The sequence below is a fragment of the Serratia sp. BNK-23 genome, assembly GCF_047456145.1.
In the GTDB taxonomy this organism is placed as follows: domain Bacteria; phylum Pseudomonadota; class Gammaproteobacteria; order Enterobacterales; family Enterobacteriaceae; genus Serratia; species Serratia nematodiphila.
On the sequence record NZ_CP179900.1, the window covers coordinates 2,921,597 to 2,940,630 of the forward strand.

General features: G+C 59.3%; 19 protein-coding genes. 13 read left to right on the top strand and 6 right to left on the bottom strand.

Annotated features, from left to right (window positions below; genetic code table 11):
• Positions 1 to 8 precede the first annotated feature (8 nt).
• A complete protein-coding gene (gene hemA / locus ACMGF9_RS13850) occupies positions 9 to 1,271 on the bottom strand; it encodes a glutamyl-tRNA reductase (protein ID WP_019454778.1) in 1,263 nt (420 codons plus the stop codon).
• 467 nt (positions 1,272 to 1,738) lie between these two features.
• Between hemA and lolB the strand changes: the two genes are divergently transcribed.
• From lolB to prs, 3 genes are all read left to right on the top strand, one after another.
• On the top strand, positions 1,739 to 2,362 hold the full coding sequence (lolB, locus tag ACMGF9_RS13855; RefSeq protein ID WP_004941069.1) for a lipoprotein insertase outer membrane protein LolB: 624 nt from the start codon (positions 1,739 to 1,741) through the stop codon (positions 2,360 to 2,362).
• Positions 2,359 to 3,225 (top strand): 4-(cytidine 5'-diphospho)-2-C-methyl-D-erythritol kinase, encoded by an 867-nt coding sequence (ispE, locus tag ACMGF9_RS13860; protein ID WP_015377571.1) that lies wholly within the window; start codon positions 2,359 to 2,361, stop codon positions 3,223 to 3,225. Before lolB ends, ispE begins: the two co-directional genes overlap by 4 nt.
• A 174-nt stretch (positions 3,226 to 3,399) precedes the next feature.
• Entirely contained in the window at positions 3,400 to 4,347 is a 948-nt protein-coding gene (gene prs, locus ACMGF9_RS13865; protein ID WP_004941061.1) for a ribose-phosphate diphosphokinase, read from the top strand.
• A 185-nt stretch (positions 4,348 to 4,532) separates the two neighbouring features.
• Here prs and ychH read toward each other — a convergent pair whose 3' ends face one another.
• Positions 4,533 to 4,811, bottom strand: coding sequence for a stress-induced protein YchH (ychH, locus tag ACMGF9_RS13870; RefSeq protein WP_004941056.1), 279 nt, complete (start codon positions 4,809 to 4,811; stop codon positions 4,533 to 4,535).
• 301 nt (positions 4,812 to 5,112) lie between these two features.
• On the opposite strand from ychH, the gene pth reads away from it, so the two are divergent.
• On the top strand, positions 5,113 to 5,703 hold the full coding sequence (gene pth / locus ACMGF9_RS13875; protein ID WP_021504829.1) for an aminoacyl-tRNA hydrolase: 591 nt from the start codon (positions 5,113 to 5,115) through the stop codon (positions 5,701 to 5,703).
• 37 nt (positions 5,704 to 5,740) lie between these two features.
• Here pth and ACMGF9_RS13880 read toward each other — a convergent pair whose 3' ends face one another.
• Positions 5,741 to 7,270, bottom strand: coding sequence for a SulP family inorganic anion transporter (locus ACMGF9_RS13880; RefSeq protein ID WP_118892121.1), 1,530 nt, complete (start codon positions 7,268 to 7,270; stop codon positions 5,741 to 5,743).
• A gap of 334 nt (positions 7,271 to 7,604) precedes the next feature.
• On the opposite strand from ACMGF9_RS13880, the gene ychF reads away from it, so the two are divergent.
• Positions 7,605 to 8,696, top strand: coding sequence for a redox-regulated ATPase YchF (gene ychF, locus ACMGF9_RS13885; protein ID WP_004941048.1), 1,092 nt, complete (start codon positions 7,605 to 7,607; stop codon positions 8,694 to 8,696).
• 282 nt (positions 8,697 to 8,978) lie between these two features.
• Positions 8,979 to 9,509: a hypothetical protein gene (locus tag ACMGF9_RS13890; RefSeq protein WP_015377568.1), complete on the top strand. Its 531-nt coding sequence runs from the start codon at positions 8,979 to 8,981 to the stop codon at positions 9,507 to 9,509.
• Positions 9,510 to 9,593: 84 nt separating this feature from the next.
• Here the strand turns inward: ACMGF9_RS13890 and ACMGF9_RS13895 are convergent, their stop codons facing one another.
• Positions 9,594 to 9,815: a hypothetical protein gene (locus ACMGF9_RS13895; protein WP_015377567.1), complete on the bottom strand. Its 222-nt coding sequence runs from the start codon at positions 9,813 to 9,815 to the stop codon at positions 9,594 to 9,596.
• 135 nt (positions 9,816 to 9,950) lie between these two features.
• Entirely contained in the window at positions 9,951 to 10,397 is a 447-nt protein-coding gene (locus ACMGF9_RS13900; RefSeq protein WP_021504831.1) for a tautomerase family protein, read from the bottom strand.
• Between the two features lie 155 nt (positions 10,398 to 10,552).
• Here ACMGF9_RS13900 and ACMGF9_RS13905 point away from each other — a divergent pair, with 155 nt between their 5' ends.
• Positions 10,553 to 11,047, top strand: a complete 495-nt coding sequence (locus ACMGF9_RS13905) for a winged helix-turn-helix transcriptional regulator (RefSeq protein WP_414160289.1) — start codon at positions 10,553 to 10,555, stop codon at positions 11,045 to 11,047.
• 7 nt (positions 11,048 to 11,054) lie between these two features.
• Here ACMGF9_RS13905 and ACMGF9_RS13910 read toward each other — a convergent pair whose 3' ends face one another.
• Positions 11,055 to 11,630, bottom strand: a complete 576-nt coding sequence (locus tag ACMGF9_RS13910) for a helix-turn-helix transcriptional regulator (RefSeq protein WP_031300100.1) — start codon at positions 11,628 to 11,630, stop codon at positions 11,055 to 11,057.
• A 480-nt stretch (positions 11,631 to 12,110) separates the two neighbouring features.
• Here ACMGF9_RS13910 and ACMGF9_RS13915 point away from each other — a divergent pair, with 480 nt between their 5' ends.
• The 6 genes from ACMGF9_RS13915 (at position 12,111) to ACMGF9_RS13940 (ending at position 19,034) form a co-directional block, all read left to right on the top strand.
• On the top strand, positions 12,111 to 12,644 hold the full coding sequence (locus ACMGF9_RS13915; protein ID WP_118892123.1) for a fimbrial protein: 534 nt from the start codon (positions 12,111 to 12,113) through the stop codon (positions 12,642 to 12,644).
• Positions 12,645 to 12,732: 88 nt separating this feature from the next.
• Positions 12,733 to 13,455 (top strand): molecular chaperone, encoded by a 723-nt coding sequence (locus tag ACMGF9_RS13920; RefSeq protein WP_118892124.1) that lies wholly within the window; start codon positions 12,733 to 12,735, stop codon positions 13,453 to 13,455.
• Positions 13,456 to 13,475: 20 nt separating this feature from the next.
• On the top strand, positions 13,476 to 16,007 hold the full coding sequence (locus ACMGF9_RS13925) for a fimbria/pilus outer membrane usher protein (protein WP_118892125.1): 2,532 nt from the start codon (positions 13,476 to 13,478) through the stop codon (positions 16,005 to 16,007).
• Between the two features lie 27 nt (positions 16,008 to 16,034).
• Entirely contained in the window at positions 16,035 to 17,375 is a 1,341-nt protein-coding gene (locus ACMGF9_RS13930) for a fimbrial protein (protein WP_015377559.1), read from the top strand.
• Positions 17,372 to 18,124, top strand: a complete 753-nt coding sequence (locus tag ACMGF9_RS13935; protein WP_240644377.1) for a molecular chaperone — start codon at positions 17,372 to 17,374, stop codon at positions 18,122 to 18,124. The genes ACMGF9_RS13930 and ACMGF9_RS13935 overlap by 4 nt, the downstream gene beginning before the upstream one ends.
• Before the next feature lie 43 nt (positions 18,125 to 18,167).
• Positions 18,168 to 19,034, top strand: coding sequence for a hypothetical protein (locus ACMGF9_RS13940; protein ID WP_015377557.1), 867 nt, complete (start codon positions 18,168 to 18,170; stop codon positions 19,032 to 19,034).

Here is a 19,034-nt window from a genome sequence, read left to right on the forward strand (position 1 = left end):
AGAGAAAACTAATGCTGATCCAGCCCGAGGCTGTCGCGTAATAACTGCAACCGCTCCACGTCACCGTCGCCGGCGGCCTGCTGGAGGGATTTGGTAGGGGCATGAATAAGACGGTTGGTCAGTTTATGGGCCAGCTCGTGAATAACCTGCTCCACGTTGGCGCCCTGCGCGATGGCGGCCAGCGCTTTGGCCTCCATCTCTGCGCGGATCTGGTCGGCCTGCGAACGGTAGTCGCGGATGGTTTCCACCGCGCCCTGCGAACGCAGCCAGGCCATAAAGTTGGTGCTTTCCTGCTGCACGATCGATTCCGCCTGCACCGCCGCCGCTTTGCGCTGCGCCAGGTTGCTTTGAATGATGGCGTGCAGATCGTCCACGCTGTACAGATAAGCGTTGGCCAGCTTGCCGACCTCCGGCTCGATATCGCGCGGTACGGCGATATCCACCAGCAGCATCGGCTGGTTGCGGCGCGCTTTCAGCGCCCGCTCCACCATCCCCTTGCCGATGATCGGCAGCGGGCTGGCGGTGGAACTGATGATGATGTCGGCGTCCGCCAGGCGTTCGTCGATTTCCGGCAGGGTGATCACTTCCGCGCCGACTTCGTCCGCCAGCAGCTGCGCGCGCTCGCGGGTGCGGTTGGCGATGATCATGTGCCGCACTTTGTGTTCGCGCAGGTGGCGCGCCACCAGCTCGATGGTTTCACCGGCGCCCACCAGCAAGACGTTGAGATCGGCCAGCGATTCGAAGATCTGCCGCGCCAGCGTACAGGCGGCGAACGCCACGGAGACCGCGCTGGCGCCGATTTCGGTTTCGGTGCGCACGCGCTTGGCGACGGAGAAGGATTTCTGGAACAGACGCTCCAGCTCGCCGGACAGCGACTGGCCGCGTTGTGACTCGGCGAAGGCCTTTTTCACCTGGCCGAGGATTTGCGGTTCGCCCAGCACCAGCGAATCCAACCCGCTGGCCACCCGCATCAGATGGCTGACCGCGTCATTGCCTTGATGCCAGTAGAGGCTTTTCTTCACCTCTTCCGGACGCAGATTGTGGTAGGCGCACAGCCAGGCGACCAGCTGCTCGTGCATGTGTTCCTGCTGCTCCACGCTGAGGTACAGCTCGGTGCGGTTGCAGGTGGACAACACGACGCCGCCCTGCACCAACGGTTGTTGGAGCAAGCTGGTCAGCGCCTCATCGATGGACTCTGGCGAGAAGGTCACCCTTTCACGCAGAGAAACCGGAGCGGTTTTGTGATTTATACCTAACGCCAGCAGGGTCATTGCTTCGAGTAATACTTCTGTTGGTACGGGTTCTCGTTGAGCGGCATTCTACTTGATGCGCGGGATCAATAAAAGTAACAACCGCATCTTCCGTTCAATCGCTGTCATAGACGACATCAATTAATGAATAAGTAATAAATACAGCGGGATAAATAGTCAAAGGGTAGGTTGATGGTTTAAATTTTAGCGCAGTTTGCGAAGACGCGCACGCTATTCGGCGCACATAACGTTGGCGTTTGCGCAACTCTGCACCGCTTATCGGGAGCGCCTCCCCCGCCTTCAGGCGATTGTGTTACGCTTAATGGCAACCCCGACGCGCGCGCCGCGTTGGCACTACGCCGATAAACGCGGCAAGATTCAACGCGATGCAGCAAAAAATTGACGCGCCGCCGCCGCCCCGTTAGCGTGAGCGCTGAATCCGGGTTTCGTCGCGCATGCCCGCAAGGACAAAAGGACAAGAAAAAGTTATGCCAATACGCAAAGTTAGTTTGCTCCGTCTGATCCCGCTGGCCAGCCTGGTGCTGGCCGCCTGTACCACCACCAAGCCAACCGGCCCGGCCACCAGCCCGACCTCACCGCAGTGGCGCGCCCATGAGCAGGCGGTGCAGCAGCTTAGCACCTATCAGACCCGCGGCTCCTTCGCCTACTTGTCTGATCAGAAAAAAGTCTATGCCCGCTTCTTCTGGCAGCAGTTTTCGCCGGAGCGCTACCGCCTGCTGCTGACTAACCCGCTGGGCAGCACGGAAATGGATCTCAACGTACAGAAAAACGTGGTGCAGCTGACCGACAACCAGGGCAAACGCTACGTCAGCGACAACCCGGAAGAGATGATCCGCAAGCTGACCGGGATGGCGATCCCGCTGAACAACCTGCGCCAGTGGATGGTCGGCCTGCCGGGCGAAGCCAGCGATTTTGCGCTGGATGACCAATATCGCCTGAGCAAACTGACCTACCAGCAAGGCGGTCAAACCTGGAAGGTGGATTACCAGAGCTACAGCACCGAGGTGCAGCCGACGCTGCCGAACCGTCTGGAGCTGCAGCAGGGCGACCAACGCATCAAACTGAAAATGGATAACTGGACGCTCAAATGATCCGCCAGTGGCCCTCCCCCGCGAAGCTCAACCTGTTTCTGTACATCACCGGCCGTCGTGAAGACGGCTATCACCTGCTGCAGACGCTGTTCCAGTTTTTGGACTACGGCGACACCCTGACCATTGACCCGCGCCAGGACGATCGCATTAACCTGCTGACGCCGGTCGACGGCGTGCCGGACGAGCAGAACCTGATCGTGCGCGCCGCCCGCCTGCTGCAGCGCTATTGTGATGAACAGGGTCTGCAGACCGCACCGCGCGGCGCCGACATCAGCATCGACAAGCGCCTGCCGATGGGCGGCGGTTTGGGCGGTGGCTCCTCCAACGCCGCCACCGTGCTGGTGGCGCTGAACGAACTGTGGCGCTGCGGCCTTGACGACGACCAACTGGCAGAGCTGGGGCTCAGCCTCGGCGCCGACGTGCCGGTGTTCGTGCGCGGCCACGCCGCCTTCGCCGAAGGCATCGGCGAGCGCCTGCAGCCGGCCGAGCCGCAGGAAAAATGGTATCTGGTGGCGCATCCCGGCGTCGGCATCCCGACGCCGGTTATCTTCGGCGACGCCGAATTGAAAAGGGACACCCCGGTTCGCTCCTTAAGTGAGCTGTTGCAGGCGCCGTACGCAAATGATTGCGAACCGATCGCAAGAAAACGTTTTCGCGAGGTTGAACAGCTTCTTTCATGGCTGTTAGAATACGCCCCGTCACGCCTGACTGGCACAGGTGCTTGTGTGTTTGCTGAATTCGACACAGAAATCGCCGCCCGTCAGGTGTTAAATCAAGCCCCGGAGTGGTTGTGTGGTTTTGTAGCGCGCGGCGTTAACGTCTCCCCACTACATCGCATTCGTTCCGGGCGGTTTGAGTCGTAGCTCAACGTTTCGCTGCGCAGGGTCATGCACACCTGGCCCTGTTATCCCTGCGCTGCCTGCGGTCTCAATTTTAGTTTTACATACCCGTATGTATATTGCGCCGGCGTCGCCGACTGCCCCTTGGCGATGTCGTATGACAATATCTTCTCTGGACGCAAGCCTGAGGTTCTTCTCGTGCCTGATATGAAGCTTTTTGCTGGTAACGCCACCCCGGAACTAGCACAACGTATTGCCAACCGTTTGTACACCAGCCTTGGTGACGCCGCTGTAGGTCGTTTTAGCGACGGCGAAGTGAGCGTGCAAATCAACGAAAATGTACGCGGCGGTGATATTTTCATCATCCAGTCCACCTGTGCCCCGACCAACGACAACCTGATGGAACTGGTTGTGATGGTCGACGCCCTGCGTCGCGCCTCCGCAGGTCGTATTACCGCCGTTATCCCTTACTTCGGCTATGCCCGCCAGGATCGCCGCGTGCGTTCCGCGCGTGTGCCAATCACCGCCAAGGTGGTTGCCGATTTCCTCTCCAGCGTAGGGGTTGACCGCGTTCTGACGGTGGATCTGCATGCTGAGCAGATTCAAGGCTTCTTCGACGTACCGGTAGACAACGTGTTCGGCAGCCCGATCCTGCTGGAAGACATGCTGCAGCAGAACCTGGAAAACCCGATCGTGGTTTCCCCGGACATCGGCGGCGTCGTGCGCGCCCGCGCCATCGCCAAACTGCTGAACGACACCGACATGGCCATCATCGACAAACGCCGCCCGCGCGCGAACGTTTCTCAGGTGATGCACATCATCGGTGACGTGGCAGGCCGCGACTGCGTGCTGGTCGACGACATGATCGACACCGGCGGCACCTTGTGTAAAGCGGCTGAAGCGTTGAAAGAACGCGGTGCCAAGCGCGTATTCGCCTACGCGACGCACCCGATCTTCTCCGGCAACGCCGTGGACAACATCAAGAACTCGGTGATTGATGAAGTGATCGTCTGCGACACCATTCCGCTGTCGCCGGAAATCAAGGCACTGAAAAACGTTCGCACTCTGACCCTGTCCGGCATGCTGGCTGAAGCCATCCGCCGCATCAGCAACGAAGAGTCGATCTCTGCGATGTTCGAGCATTAATTTCGTCGTCTTTCCGGTGCGGCGCCCACTGCGCCGGAAAGATAGCGAGCCCGACAGCAGAAAAGAAAAACCCGTTGGTGCGCGAGCAACAACGGGTTTTCTACTTGTAGTCCGACATGACCTCAAACCTTAATGCACGGCAGATGTTCCCTTGCCCCGCTCTTGCTTCCCTTCTGCTTTTTTAATCAATGCGACGAACGATGTTGATCGTTGCGGCACCGTTTATCAAAGTGTTTTACCCACCAGTAGCGATCCGCCACCTGTTCGCGGCCGCCGATACGTGCGCCCACCAGCCACAACAGCGCGCCGACGAAGATGCTCATGATGGCGCCGTGGGCGAAAAATTGCGGCAGATTGAACTGGGATACTTCAGCAATAATTGAGTATCCGACGCCGCCGATCATCACGACCAGCCCCAGCCCCATAAAAAAGTTGCCCACTCTATCCGCGCTTCTACGTTTCATATGCCACCTCCATGATTGCCATGTGCCAACCGGGATAACGCTGCAACTTGTTAACCCACTTTGATAAGTTAAGTATAGTCCCTGTTGCGGCAAGGGGATTGCGGAGGCGATCACAAATGGTAAAGAATTATTGACACTTCTTAACACGGCGCTGAAAATTAGCGGACAAATTGAATTATTCAGCTAATGAATCATTCGTCTTTCTTACCCAGGGTGACGGCAGAGATCGGGTTTTGTCATTCATCGCCCCGACAGGTAGACTAAGGCCCTTTCCATTACCCTGATCATAGCGAATCTCCCAGTGAGCAGTATTAAATTGATAGTCGGTCTCGCCAACCCGGGCGCGGAATACGCCCAGACACGCCACAACGCCGGCGCCTGGTACGTCGATCTGCTGGCCCAGCGCCACAATCAGCAGTTAAAAGAAGAGAGCAAGTTCTTCGGCTACACCGCCCGTTTGAACCTGGCGGGCAACGACGTGCGCCTGCTGGTGCCGACCACCTTCATGAACCTGAGCGGCAAAGCGGTGCTGGCGATGGCCAACTTCTACCGCATCGAACCCAGCGAGATCCTGGTGGCGCACGACGAGCTGGATCTGCCGCCCGGCGTGGCCAAAATCAAGCTCGGCGGCGGCAACGGTGGCCACAACGGCCTGAAAGACATCCAAAACAAGTTCGGCAACAACCCGAACTTCTATCGCCTGCGCATCGGCATCGGCCATCCGGGCGACAAGAACAAGGTGGTGGGCTTCGTGCTCGGCAAGCCGCCGGCCAGCGAACAGAAGATGATTGACGAAGCGATCGACGAGTCGCTGCGCTGCACCGAAATGCTGATGAAGGACGGGCTGGAAAAAACCGTTCAGCGCCTGCACAGCTTCAAGGCGCAGGCCTGATCCTTGCCGCAGCGGGCGCCCTGCCCGCTGCTTGCTTTTAGCCGCGCGGGTTGAAGGTTTCCTCGCCCACCCGGCGCTCATCGGAGGTGAAGCCCTCTTCCGCCACGTAATACTGCGGATCGTCCAGCTCATGGCTGCAGAACGGCCCGGCGCGTTTGAGCAGGCGCACGCAGTCAGCGCTCAGGTGGCGCAGACGAATGCTTTTCCCCGCCGCCAGATAACGCGCCGTCAGCTTATCGATCGCCTCCACGCCGCTGGAATCCATCACCCGGGTGCCGGCAAAATCCAGCACCACATTCTGCGCATCGCTCTGCGGATCGAACAGCTCGGCGAAAGCCGCGGCGGAGCCGAAGAACAGCGGGCCATCCAGTTGATACACCGCCACGTCGCCCGTTACCTGCCGCTGGCGCACGCGGATGCGCGCCTGCTGCCAGGCGAACACCAGCGCCGAGATAATCACCCCGCTGATCACCGCCACCGCCAGATCGGTAAAGATGGTGATCAGCGTGACGACGATCATTACCAGCGCGTCGGCTTTCGGCATGCGGCGCAAGCGGCGCAGCGAGCTCCACTCGAAGGTGTTGTAACACACCACCAGCATCACCCCGGCCAGCGCCGCCACCGGCAGCAGGCCGATATAGCGCGACAGGCTGACCACGAACAGAATCAGCAGGATGGCGCCCACCGTGCCGGAGATGCGCCCGCGCCCGCCCGAGGTGAAGTTGATGATCGACTGGCCGATCATCGCGCAGCCGGCGAAGCAGCCGAACAGGCCGCATACCGCGTTACCGGCGCCCTGCGCGATACTCTCGCGATTGCCGTTGCCCTTCTTGCCGCCCATTTCATCCAGCACCGTCATGGTCAGCAGCGATTCAATCAAACCGACCAGGGCGATCACCACCGCATAGGGCAGCACCACCCGCACCATCTCCAGGGTAAACGGCGCCGTCGGCAGACTAAAGTGCGGCAGCGCGCCGGAAATGTCCGCCAGATCGCCCACCCGTAGCGTGTGCAGGTTGAGGCCGATCGCCAACGCCGAGACCACCAGCAGCGCCGCCAGCGAAGACGGAATGGCTTTGGTCAGGCGCGGGAACAGCACCACCACCGCAATCGCCAGCGCCACCAGGCCGTACATCAGCGGCCCCTGCCCGGCGATCATCTTCAGCTGCGCCAGCATGATGACGATCGCCAGGCCGTTGACGAAGCCGTGGATCGCCGGCAGCGGCACCAGACGAATGAACTTGCCCAGCCGGAAGGCGCCGATCAGGATTTGAATCGCCCCGGCAAACAGCGTGGCCCACAGCACGTAACCCATGCCGTACTGCGCCGCCAGGCTCATCAGCACCACCACAATGGAGCCGGCGGCGCCGGAAACCATGCCCGGTTTGCCGCCGAACAGCGCCGTGACCAGGCCGATAATAAACGCGGTATGCAAGCCGACAATTGGCGAAAGACCGGCGACCAGCGAAAAGCCGACCGCCTCGGGGATCATCGAAACCGCCACCACAAAGCCCGCCAGGACTTCATTTTTAACGTCCGCGATCCTGACGTTACTCAGATTAAACATGCATTATTCACTTATGACAGATGACATCATCTCCCCGCGTAGCGGGTATGGGGAGCCGCAAGGGGCGGCAGAGTGCAGGCGGGCACAGCTCAGGGTGGCGTAGGCAAGAAATACATCCGGCGCGTTTCCTGTCGGTTAATCGGAATGGCCAGTATGGGTAAATGTGATCCAAATCTCAAATAAAAACCGGCCGTCCGCGCTGCGTTCGCCCCGGCCAAGCAAGTCTGATCGAGATAAACGCCCATTACGTGTATAATGGCGGCATTATTTTGCCCTTTATGCAGTCGGTTAAATCTAACCAGCTGATAGTTAAGATATTTAAGGTGATTACAACATGGGATTCAAATGCGGTATCGTCGGCCTGCCTAACGTAGGCAAATCCACCCTGTTCAACGCGTTGACCAAAGCGGGCATTGAAGCAGCCAACTTCCCGTTCTGCACCATTGAACCGAACACCGGTGTGGTGCCGATGCCCGATCCGCGTCTGGATAAGCTGGCCGAGATCGTCAAGCCGCAGCGCATTCTGCCAACCACCATGGAATTCGTCGACATCGCCGGCCTGGTGAAAGGCGCGTCTAAAGGTGAAGGCCTGGGCAACCAGTTCCTGACCAACATCCGCGAAACCGAAGCCATCGGCCACGTGGTGCGCTGCTTCGAGAACGACAACATCATTCACGTCAACAACAAGGTCGATCCGGCCGAAGATATCGACGTCATCAACACCGAGTTGGCGCTGTCTGACCTGGACACCTGCGAACGCGCTATCCACCGCGTGCAGAAAAAAGCCAAAGGCGGCGACAAAGACGCCAAGGCCGAGCTGGCGGCGCTGGAGAAATGCCTGCCGCACCTGGAAAACGCCGGCATGCTGCGCGCGCTGGATCTGACTGCGGAAGACAAAGCGGCGATCAAATACCTGAGCTTCCTGACGCTGAAGCCGACCATGTACATCGCCAACGTCAACGAAGACGGCTTCGAGAACAACCCGTACCTGGACACCGTGCGTAAAATCGCCGATGCCGAAGGCTCCGTGGTAGTTGCCGTGTGCGCCGCTGTGGAATCCGATATCGCCGAGCTGGAAGACGAAGAGCGCGACGAGTTCATGGCCGAGCTGGGCCTGGAAGAGCCGGGCCTGAACCGCGTGATCCGCGCCGGTTACGAGCTGCTGAACCTGCAAACCTACTTCACCGCCGGCGTGAAAGAAGTGCGCGCCTGGACCATCCCGGTCGGCGCCACCGCCCCGCAGGCGGCCGGCAAGATCCACACCGACTTCGAGAAAGGCTTTATCCGCGCGCAAACCATCGCCTTTGACGACTTCATCACCTACAAGGGTGAGCAAGGCGCCAAAGAAGCCGGCAAAATGCGTTCCGAAGGTAAAGACTACATCGTCAAAGACGGCGACGTGATGAACTTCTTGTTCAACGTCTAACCCCTTCCCCGCAGCGTTTCTCTCCGCTGCCGGAAACGGAAAAATCCACGCTTCGGCGTGGATTTTTTTGTCTCTCGGTTCTGCGTTTTGGCTTATCGGAGTAAAGATTGGGATCTATTGGGATCTAATGCTGGAGGCGAAACGTACTTAACATTGCGATGCGCAACGGAAAGTTTACCCATCTATCCGGCATGATTGAATTTTATGCTACTTAATACTTCCGCATCTGCAGTAAGATAGTTCCCCCATTGGATATGAGTAAGCTAGACAGGGATGATAGCGATGCCTCTACCTGACCGAATGAGACCCACAAAAGTCAGTAGCAAAAAGATCAATGAGCTGGCAAACAAAGCTAAGCAGATACTTTCAAGAATTGACGAAGGTTTTGACGAACAAGATTCCGTTTTAGAAGCAATGATAGTCAAATGGAACAGCCAGGTTGCATGCCCCTATACGTTTTCAGATTTCAGAGATTTCTCCTCCTGGGCCAGTGCCGAGGAGTTTACCCGCATGGCTTTCAATCTGGAAAAATTCTATATGGATTTTACCTGGGATGAATTAGTTCAGACAATTCGCTGTGTGTCTGATGCCAAAAGCAAGGAATCCGAACAAAATTTCGCTCTTGCACTGCTTGAGAAAAATTTTGATGGCAATCCGTCAGACCTCATTTTTTGGCCGGATGAATGGTTCCAGGATCCTGATATGTTCCATGTTGAACTGACAACTGAAGAGATTGCCGGCTATTTAATGGCCCGCTCTGGCAGACATTTAGCTGATGCACCTGAAATAGAGTTAAAGTATCCGATCCCATGATCAATGCTTAAAGAACGGTACTGGCCTCTTTTCCAATCTGAACGCTCAATATTAGATGTTTGTGCGGCTTAAAGCGGCCTAATCCTAAAGGCTTTCCATATAGTTGAATGCGTTCATCAGCTCTTCTTCAGTTAACGGTGATTCCAGATTTGAGCCTGACTCTTTCTCAACTTTTATTAGAAGCTCACTGCGAGTCATTCCCAACCGGTTCGCCACATGGTTAGCACAACTGCGCGCGTGAGACGCTCTGTGTGCCAGCGGCATTGCTGTATTCAACACTTTTTTCCTCGCTGATGAATGAGACATGGCTTCTCCCTGCAAGCGACATTTTTATCCATTCTAACACTTCCGAAAAACAGCCTCCTGGAGGCTGCCTTTCAATTTTTTTCGGCAGATACAGTACGCATTATTTCATAGTCCACAAGCGGTTACCGTTGCTCATTATGTCCATTTCTCGCGGTTATCCCCCTCCCACACCGAAGGCCGATTCTCGCTGCGCCACCTCTCCCCCGCCGCCGTCCCCGGCGCCGGCGGTTTCAATCCGTCAATGGTCCACAGCGAGAACGGCGTTTCGTCCACGTGCAGCTCCCAGCGCAGCCCGCGTGCGGCGATGTAGGGTTGCAGGATGCGGGTGCAGGCCGCCAGAAATTGCTGCTGCTCCGCGTCGTTGTCCATGGCGCGCGCGATATGGTCGATGGTCACGCGCACGAAGTCATCGGCCGGTTCGCCGCCAAGATAGGCCGAACCTGTCGGCAACGCATGGAAGAAGACGTTGACGTAGAAACGCGGCAAAAAGTCCTGGTACAGGGCGGTGACCTTCTGCGCAATCGCGCGTTTATCGGCGGCGCTGAAGGCCGGTTCGGGGTGGTAGATCTGCCACAGTGGCATCGCGTTGTCTCCTAGGTTTTCCGGCCGGCGTTCAGGCCATCAGCCGTTGTTAAACGAAAACTCCAATAATAAGAGTAATAACTCCAATTATTGAAGTCATCAAGCCGAGGCGATAACATTCTCGGCAATCAGGCGGCAAGCGGAGGTAAGGCAACGTGAAAGCAAAAGGGTTTGAAGGTATGACGTGCTCGGTGGCGCACGTGCTGTCGGCACTGGGCGATCGCTGGGGCGCGATTCTCATGCGCGATCTATTGCTGGGGCTCTCGCGCTATGACGATTTGCGCCAATCGACCGGCATCACCAACAATACGCTGACCGATCGCCTCAAGGCCCTGGAAAGCCACGGCCTTATCGAAAAGCGGCAATACCAGACGCGTCCCGATCGCTACGAGTATCTGCCGACGGAGAAGGGAAAAGATCTCGGGCTGCTGGTGATGGCGATGATTCAGATTGGCGACAAATGGAATCTGTCCGAGCTGGCCGGGCCGCCGCTGCGCGTGGTTGACCGCGTAACCGGCCACCCCGCCACCCTGCGCGTGGTAGATGCCGTGACCGGCGAATCTCTGCCGCCGCAAAGCCTGGCGCTGGCGGCCGGGCTGGGCGCCGATGAGATCACGCGATGGCGGCTGGCCGTAGGCCAGGCCCGTTAACGGCGCGCTACAGCAGCGCAATCATCTTCAGCAGTTCCACCCGATTACGGATGCCGAACTTCTTGCCGGCATTGTTGAGGTGCGAATAAACGGTTTTCGGGTGCAAATTCAGCCGCCGCGCGGTCAGGCGGATATCTTCCGTACGGGCCGTTTCACACAACACCGCAGCCTCGCCAGGCGTGATCGCCGCCGCCCGCCGGCTCACCACGCGCCGTTCGCCCGCCTCTTCACGGCGGACTAGCGCCGCGCAGGTTTCCCACACCACCCGCAGCGCTTCCCGTTTGTGCAAAATCGCATCCGGCTGCGCCGCCGCGATAAATGCCAGGATCAGCGGCGAAGTCTTATCGACGAAGAACAGTATCCGGACGCCTTCATATTCAGCACGTGAGGCGTGAATAAATCGCAAATACGCTTCGAACCGGTAAATTTCATGGGGAAAATCCATGATAATTAAATCAGGCGCAGGGCTTATATTTTTAATGATATTAATATTGGGCGAGGATAAGGTTATCATTCCTTCTCCCAATAATGTTTTCATCCCCAAACGGCATAGCGGCGAACCGTCGATATAAATCACTCTCACTTTAATTCTCCTTATCAGCGTGAAAGTATGCTTCCATACCTCAGGCGGCTTGTCGCTGCTCTTTTTTGGGGTAATTCGCCTGCAAAGCACACCGATATAAAACAACTTGATAACATGTTTTTCAAATAATCACGCAACAGCCAGCACTTTGATTAATACGCAAAAAAGGCATGAATGTTTCAAATTATTTCATAAACAAAAACCGACGATCCAATAAAAACGCAACGCAATGATATAGATCTATTTTCCATTTTGTATGATATAAGCAAAAATGAAAATAAATGTAACAACCCGCACCACCAACTTATTACCATGCGGAAAACACCTATAGGGAAAATTCTTAGTTTGTTAGGATGAAAATCCATGTTTGCCGACGCGTTTAAAAAACAATTGCGCAACATGATTAATCAACAAACGCACGTCAGTAATTTATTACTGTCAGGAAAGCTTTTCTCTAAAGTTAATTAAAGGGTATTTCACATGAATGTTAAATTAGTCGCATTATCCATGCTGGCTCTCTCCGGCGCCTGTGCGGCCGCCTCGTCCAATACCGTGCAATTCAAAGGCGAAGTCAGCACGCAAACCTGTTCGGTGAATATTAACGGCAACCAATCCAACCCGGTCGTGTTGCTGCCAACCGTCGCCGCCAGCAAACTCGCCACCAAAGGCGCCACCGCCGGCGACACCACCTTTACCGTTAACGTCACGGGTTGTGCGGCGGCGACCAGCGATACGGCGATCAAAACCGTGTTGGCGGGCAACAACCCGACCACCAACGGCAACCTGGGCAACGCGGGCGATGCGGCCAAGGTGTCCATTCAACTGCTGGACAGCGACGCCACCACGCCGCTGTCGTTCGCCAGCGGTTCGACCGTCACCACGTCGGCGATGACGCTGGCGAAAGACGCCACCTCCACCTCGCAGAACCTGGTGGCCCGCTACTACGCGGAAGACGCCGGCGTGGCGGCCGGTTCGGTGATCGCCACCGCCCAGTTCGCCATTAGCTACAAATAAGCCGGCGTCAGGCGCCATACCTGTTGATGCCAGCGCCGTTCCTTAGCGGACGGCGCTGAATGACTCGCTTCTTTATCGGTTCACGTTTATGCCGCAGATATCCCGTTCCGCCCGCCGATGGGCCGCCCTGTCGCTTTGCCTGATGAGTTTTGCCGCCACCCACGCCTTGGCCAGCGTCACGCTGCTCGGCAATCGCGTGATCTACCCCGCCGAGGCGCGGGAAAAAACGCTGCAGTTCACCAACGATGACGGCGCCCCGGCGCTGATGCAGATCTGGCTCGACATCAACAACCCGCAGTCCACGCCGGAAAACGCCGATGCGCCCTTTGTCGCCTCGCCGCAAATCTTCCGCATGGATCCGCACAGCGGGCAAATGGTGCGGCTGTCGTTCGTCGGCCAGCCGCTGGCGCGCGATCGCGAATCGCTGTTCTACCTCAACTTCCTGCAGGTCCCCGCCGTGCGTCAGACGGACAGCGACAAGAACAAACTGCTGCTGGTGGTCACCAACCGGCTGAAAGTGTTCTATCGCCCGTCCGGGCTGGCCGGCGACGCCAACCACGTCATCGATCGCCTTAGCCTGCGTCAGGTTGGCAACGCGCTGCGCGTCGACAACCCGACCGGCTACTACGCCAACGTCAGCCAGGCGGTAATTCTGAGCGGCGCGAAGCGCAGCGCCATTCCGCAGGCGGATCTGATCCCGCCGTTTTCACAGGCCAATTGGCCGGTGAACGGGGAAGTGCGGCAGGTCGCGCTGCGCGTCATCAATGACTACGGGGTGGAAATCACGCGCACCCTGAACGTCGCGCGCTGAAACCAGACAGGGAGGTTTTCATGTTCGATGTCCGCAAGGCGACGCCGTTGCCCGCACGCTGGTGCTGCGCGCTGCTGGCGTTGCCGTTGGGCTGCGCCGCCGCCGACGGCTACACCTTCGATCCCGCGCTGCTGCGCGGCAGCGTGCTGAGCAACAGCGCCCTGAGCCAGTTCAACCAGCAGGACGCCGTCGCCCCCGGCAGCTATCAGATCGATCTGTACCTCAACGGCCAGTTTCTCGAGCGCGATCAAATTCGCTTCGTGCGCGCAGGCCAGCAGGTACTGCCCTGTTTCGATCGGCCGCAGCTGACGCGCTTCGGGCTGAAGAATCCGCCGGCGGCCGAGGCGGAATGCCTGCTGCCCGGCCGGGATCTGAAGGACATCATGGTGAACGCCGATATCTCGCGGCTGCGGCTGGATCTCAGCATTCCGCAGGCGCTGTTGAACGGCCGGCCGCGCGGCAGCGTCAATCCCGCCAGCCTGGACAGCGGCGAATCAATGGCCTTCGTCAATTACAACCTCAACCAGTACCACGTCAGCTACCGGCAGGGGCAAACCCGCGATCTCGATTCGACCTACGCCAACCTGAACGGCGGGTTCAACCTCGGGCTCTGGCGCTACCGCCAGCAGTCCAGCTACCGCTACGATCGGGAGTTCGGCGGTCACCTGGACACCAGCCGCCGCTACGTGCAGCGCGCAATCCTGCCCTGGCGCAGCGAAATGCTGTTGGGCGAAGGCTTTACCGACGGGCACTTCTTCTCCGGCCTGGGCTTTCGCGGCATTCAGCTCAGCTCGGACGATCGCATGCTGCCGGATTCACAGCGCGGCTATGCGCCGGTGGTGCGCGGCGTGGCGAAAAGCAACGCGCGCGTGACGGTGCTGCAGGGTAAAAGCACGCTGTACGAAACCACCGTGGCGCCGGGGCCGTTCGCCATCAACGATCTGTACGCCACCAACTACGCCGGCGATCTGACCGTGGTGGTGACCGAAGCCGACGGCAGCGTCAGCACCTTCACCGTGCCGTTCGCCGCGGTGCCGGAATCCATTCGCCCCGGCCAGTCGCGCTACTCCGCCATCGTCGGCCGTTCCCGCTACGTCGGCGACAACGATCTGTTCAGCGAAGTGACCTGGCAGCACGGCCTGACCAACGCCCTGACCTTCAACCTCGGCAATCAGCTGGCGGACGGCTATCAGGCGATGATTCTGGGCGGCGTGTACAGCAGCTGGCTGGGCGCCTTCGGCATGGATACCACCTATTCCCACGCCAGCCTGCCGGACGGCGGCGCCTCCGGCTGGATGCTGCACCTCTCTTACAGCCGAACCTTCAGCCCGACGGACACCACGCTATCCATCGCCGGCTACCGCTACTCTACCGAAGGCTTTCGCGATCTCAGCGACGTGCTCGGCGTGCGGCGCGCCGCCGTTACCGGCCAAAACTGGCAGTCCGACTCCTACCGCCAGCGTTCGCGTTTCGAGGTGGCCGTCAATCAGGGCATGGGCGCGTTCGGCAGCCTGACGATGTCCGGCTCGACTCAGGACTACCGCGATCAGCGCGGCCGCGACAATCAGCTCCAGCTGGGCTGGGGGAAAACCTTCGGCAACGGCGTGGCGCTTAACCTCTCCGTCACCCGCACCCGCAGCCTGGGCTACAGCAACGGCGACTACCGCGGCTACGGGCCGCTGGATAACGTCTACAGCGCGCCGCTGGCGCAGAACGCGCAGACCGTCACCGCCCTGTCGCTGAGCTTCCCGCTCGGGCGTTCATCATCCGCCCCCAGCGTCTCGCTGCTGGCCAACCACAGCCAGGGTCAGGGCGGCAACTATCAGGCTGCGCTGTCGGGCAGCGTCGGCGACGAACAGCCGGTCAGTTACGGCCTGAACTTCACCACCGACGACGATCGCCAACAAAGCGTCTGGGGCGGCAACCTGCAAACCCGCCTGCCTTACGCCAACGTCACCGGCTCGTTCTCCACCGCGCGCCAGTACCGACAAGGCTCCCTGTCGCTGCAGGGCGCGGTGGTGGCGCACCGCGGCGGCGTGACATTAGGGCCGTATGTCGGCGACACCTTCGCCCTGATCGAAGCGCCCGGCGCCAGCGGCGCACGGGTGATGGACGGCCAGGGCGCGCGCGTCGATCGCTTCGGCTATGCGCTGGCTCCGTCGCTGGTGCCCTATCACTACAACACCGTCGCGCTGAACCCCGAGGGCATGAACGACAAAGCGGAACTGGAAGACGGCCAGCGGCGCGTGGCTCCTTATGCCGGTGCCACGGTGCGCCTGCGCTTCAACACCGTGCGCGGCCAGGCGCTGCTGATCACCGCACAGCGGCCCGATAACGCACCGATCCCGATGGGCGCCAACGTCCTTGACGCGGCAGGCAACAGCGTGGGCATGGTCGGCCAGGCCAACCAGGTGTACCTACGCAGCGATCGGAGCGCCGGCGAACTGACGCTGAACTGGGGCGACGCGCCCGGCCAGCAGTGCACGCTGCATTATCGCCTGCCCGCCCCGGAAGACAGCCCGATTCAGCGGCTCAGCGCCCCATGCCGCTAGCCCGTTTAACTGATCTCAGGAGAGACGATGAAACACATTTCTTATCTGGTCGCCGCCCCGGCGCTGTTCGCCCTGTCGCTGTTCGGCGCCCCCGCGGCGCTGGCGCAATGCACGCGGGTCGCCCCCTGGATCGACTCCGGCTGCGATCCTTGCGGGGTAGGCACGGCGCTGGGCCGGGTCAACCTGACCAGCACCTATCTGCAGCCCGTCGGCACGCCGCTCGGCACCAGCGTGTTCGATCTGACCTCCGGCACCCGCTATCCCGACCCAAACAAGGTGCTGTATGAATGCGATGCCGGCGATGTCGGGCAAATTTATGAAGTCTTCGCCACCAACGGCGACGATCGCGTCGGCGGCTATTTCGATCTGGGCGCCAGGGACGGCAACCCCAACTATTACGCCACCTACTTCCCTTACGTCGGCATCCGTTTGACCCACCTGGATTCCGGCAAGGTTTTTACCCGTTACTGGCAGTCGGCGCCGATTACCCGCTACGCCACCGTCGGCAACAAAATCCAGATCCGGGTGAAAGACTTCAGCGCCATCCGCGCCGATCTGATCCGCATCAGCTCGCTGCCGGGCGCGGGCGCCAGCAACTACTGCGGCTACAGCGCCGGCAACCCGCTGGTGGGCATGGCGTCGACCACCGGCAATTCGAACTATACCTGCACGCAGCCGAACGGCTATGTTACCTTTCAGGGGCCCGGCATCGCTTCGGATCCTATCGGCAGCGATTCCGCCACCAACTACGCCACCTGGGGCACCGGGCGCTGGAACGCGATGGGCATGGGCACCGCACCGATCTCCTCATTGACCTATACCGCCACCTGCGTGGCGCGCAACGTCACGCCGCTGGTGATCCTGCCGACCATTTCCGTCAGCCAGTTGACCGCCGGGCAAACCTCACAGGCGCAGTTCACTATCAATATCGAATGCGACAACGCCGCCGTGTCCGGCGTCAGCAGCAACAATACCGCCCTCGGCCTGCAGGTACCGTATGAAAGCTATGTCGCGGCGCAGCAGCTCGGGCTGGTCAGCGCCAACGGCGGCGTGAGCTACCTGCTCTCCAGCGGCTACGGCACCGACAGCAGCATCGCCACCGGCGTGGGCATCGCACTCGCCAACGCCGGCAACGGCGCGCCGATGAACTTTGTCGGCTGGGCGCGTTGCAGCGCCGGGCAATGCCCGCAGGGCAACGACGCCGGCTGGTACCCGGTGCTCAACGGCGCCAGCGGCGGCGGCAGCACCGCGGCGGGGTTTACCCACTACACCACCCAGCTCACCGCCACGCTCGCCCGGCTGCCCGGCCAAACCGTCACCGCCGGCAAGGTGGACGCCAGGGCCTACGTCTGGGTTAAGGTGCAATGATGAGAAAGAAATATCTGACGATGGGATGCGCCCTGCTGCTGGCGCTGGCTTCCATCGGCGCGCAAGCGGGCATCATCGCCTCCGCCACGCGGGTGATCTTTCATGAGGGCGAGACGGAAAAAACCCTGATGCTGCTCAACACCAACGGCTACCCGATCGTGGCGCAAACCTGGGTCGATAACGGTGACGTCAACGCCGCCCCCGAACTGTCCCGCGCGCCGTTTGTCACCCTGCCCAGCGTTTTCGCCCTGCCGCCTTCTGCGCTGAAAGGGCTGCGCATCCTGTTTGCCGGCGCTAACCTGCCCGCCGACCGGGAGTCGGTATTCTGGCTCAACCTGTATGAGATCCCGCCTAACCCGCCGACCACGCCGCCGCTGGCGTCGCGCGTGACGCTGGCGATGAACACCCAGATGAAGATCTTCTACCGGCCCAGAACGCTGCAGGGGAAAGCCGAAAACGCGACCGAGGCCGTCTCATTCACGCTGCAAAAATCGCCGGACGGTTATCTGCTGCGCTGTCAAAACCGATCGGCGTTTTATCTCTCGTTCGCGCGCATCGCCGTGCACGCCGACAGGCGCGATTACCCGGTGCGGCAAGAAAGCGACATGATGACCGCGCCGTTCAGCACGCGAGATTATCACCTGGACGGCGTTGCAGCGCCGACACTCCCTTCTCAGGTCACCGTTCAGGCCACTCTCATCAACGACCAGGGCCAACAGATCGTCAAGCCATACACAGCAAACCCATAACGATAAAAAGCAGCACATTTTTTAAGTACAGGAAATAGGGAAAATGAGTCTAAGCAGATTCCAGCTACAGTTTCACCTGGAGAAACAGGCCAACATCATCAGGCAGTCACCGGCGTTCCACGCCGCCATCGTCAAACACGGGGAATTATTGAGGGAGACCTACAAGAAGCATCCGCTGTTTTACAAAATCATTTTCAGGAACAGCCGGTTCATCATCTGCTCCACCATCCTGTCCATTTATTACCACCAGCACGCCGCCGCGCTGAAAGACATCAAAGCCTTTTTCAAAGGGAAGAATATGATCAGCGAGAATTCCCTGGATTCCTTTCTGTTCTTTTTACGGGTCGGGCGCCGGCTGGAGGTCAAACCCTGCGAGCATGACAAACGCCAGTTACGCTATAAGCCTACGCCGCACGCGCTGGCGGAAACCCAGGCGCTGATCGCCTCAATGGCGCGCCCTTATCAGGCGCTGGCGCCACAGATGCCCATCGCGGCGCTGCTGGCGGCGCCCGACTTTCTGTCCACCTTTTTCGCCGCCTACGGGCAACTGATGCTCAAGGAGGTCTACCTGATCGACCTGGTGCCGCAATCCGCGCTGTTTATCAGCAAAGATGCCGGCCACATGGTGCTGTTGATGTTGTTTATCGAAAGCATCCGACAGGACTCCCCCTTTCTGCTGCTCTCCTCGGCGAAAATCGCCAAGTCCTGCTCCGTCTCACGCGCGCACGTGAACCGCATTCTGCAGGCGGCGGAAAAATCCGGCCTGCTGACCACCACCAATAATGTGGTGATCGAACTCAACAGTTCGTTCTTCATCATGGCGGAGCGCTATTTTAGTCTCTATTTCGCGATGGTCGAATTCGGACTTGAACGGGTTTGGCAAACGCTACAATCCGCCACGCACTCCTGA

What these genes read in the sequence shown, in the direction of transcription:
- ACMGF9_RS13895 (WP_015377567.1), bottom strand. Translation starts at nt 9,815, where the DNA reads ATGTCTCATTCATCAGCGAGGAAAAAAGTGTTGAATACAGCAATGCCG.
- ACMGF9_RS13900 (WP_021504831.1), bottom strand. Translation starts at nt 10,397, where the DNA reads ATGCCACTGTGGCAGATCTACCACCCCGAACCGGCCTTCAGCGCCGCC.
- ACMGF9_RS13925 (WP_118892125.1), top strand. Translation starts at nt 13,476, where the DNA reads ATGTTCGATGTCCGCAAGGCGACGCCGTTGCCCGCACGCTGGTGCTGC.
- ispE (WP_015377571.1), top strand. Translation starts at nt 2,359, where the DNA reads ATGATCCGCCAGTGGCCCTCCCCCGCGAAGCTCAACCTGTTTCTGTAC.
- ACMGF9_RS13940 (WP_015377557.1), top strand. Translation starts at nt 18,168, where the DNA reads ATGAGTCTAAGCAGATTCCAGCTACAGTTTCACCTGGAGAAACAGGCC.
- ychH (WP_004941056.1), bottom strand. Translation starts at nt 4,811, where the DNA reads ATGAAACGTAGAAGCGCGGATAGAGTGGGCAACTTTTTTATGGGGCTG.
- lolB (WP_004941069.1), top strand. Translation starts at nt 1,739, where the DNA reads ATGCCAATACGCAAAGTTAGTTTGCTCCGTCTGATCCCGCTGGCCAGC.
- ACMGF9_RS13915 (WP_118892123.1), top strand. Translation starts at nt 12,111, where the DNA reads ATGAATGTTAAATTAGTCGCATTATCCATGCTGGCTCTCTCCGGCGCC.
- ACMGF9_RS13930 (WP_015377559.1), top strand. Translation starts at nt 16,035, where the DNA reads ATGAAACACATTTCTTATCTGGTCGCCGCCCCGGCGCTGTTCGCCCTG.
- ACMGF9_RS13880 (WP_118892121.1), bottom strand. Translation starts at nt 7,270, where the DNA reads ATGTTTAATCTGAGTAACGTCAGGATCGCGGACGTTAAAAATGAAGTC.
- ACMGF9_RS13890 (WP_015377568.1), top strand. Translation starts at nt 8,979, where the DNA reads ATGCCTCTACCTGACCGAATGAGACCCACAAAAGTCAGTAGCAAAAAG.
- ACMGF9_RS13920 (WP_118892124.1), top strand. Translation starts at nt 12,733, where the DNA reads ATGCCGCAGATATCCCGTTCCGCCCGCCGATGGGCCGCCCTGTCGCTT.
- ychF (WP_004941048.1), top strand. Translation starts at nt 7,605, where the DNA reads ATGGGATTCAAATGCGGTATCGTCGGCCTGCCTAACGTAGGCAAATCC.
- hemA (WP_019454778.1), bottom strand. Translation starts at nt 1,271, where the DNA reads ATGACCCTGCTGGCGTTAGGTATAAATCACAAAACCGCTCCGGTTTCT.
- ACMGF9_RS13935 (WP_240644377.1), top strand. Translation starts at nt 17,372, where the DNA reads ATGATGAGAAAGAAATATCTGACGATGGGATGCGCCCTGCTGCTGGCG.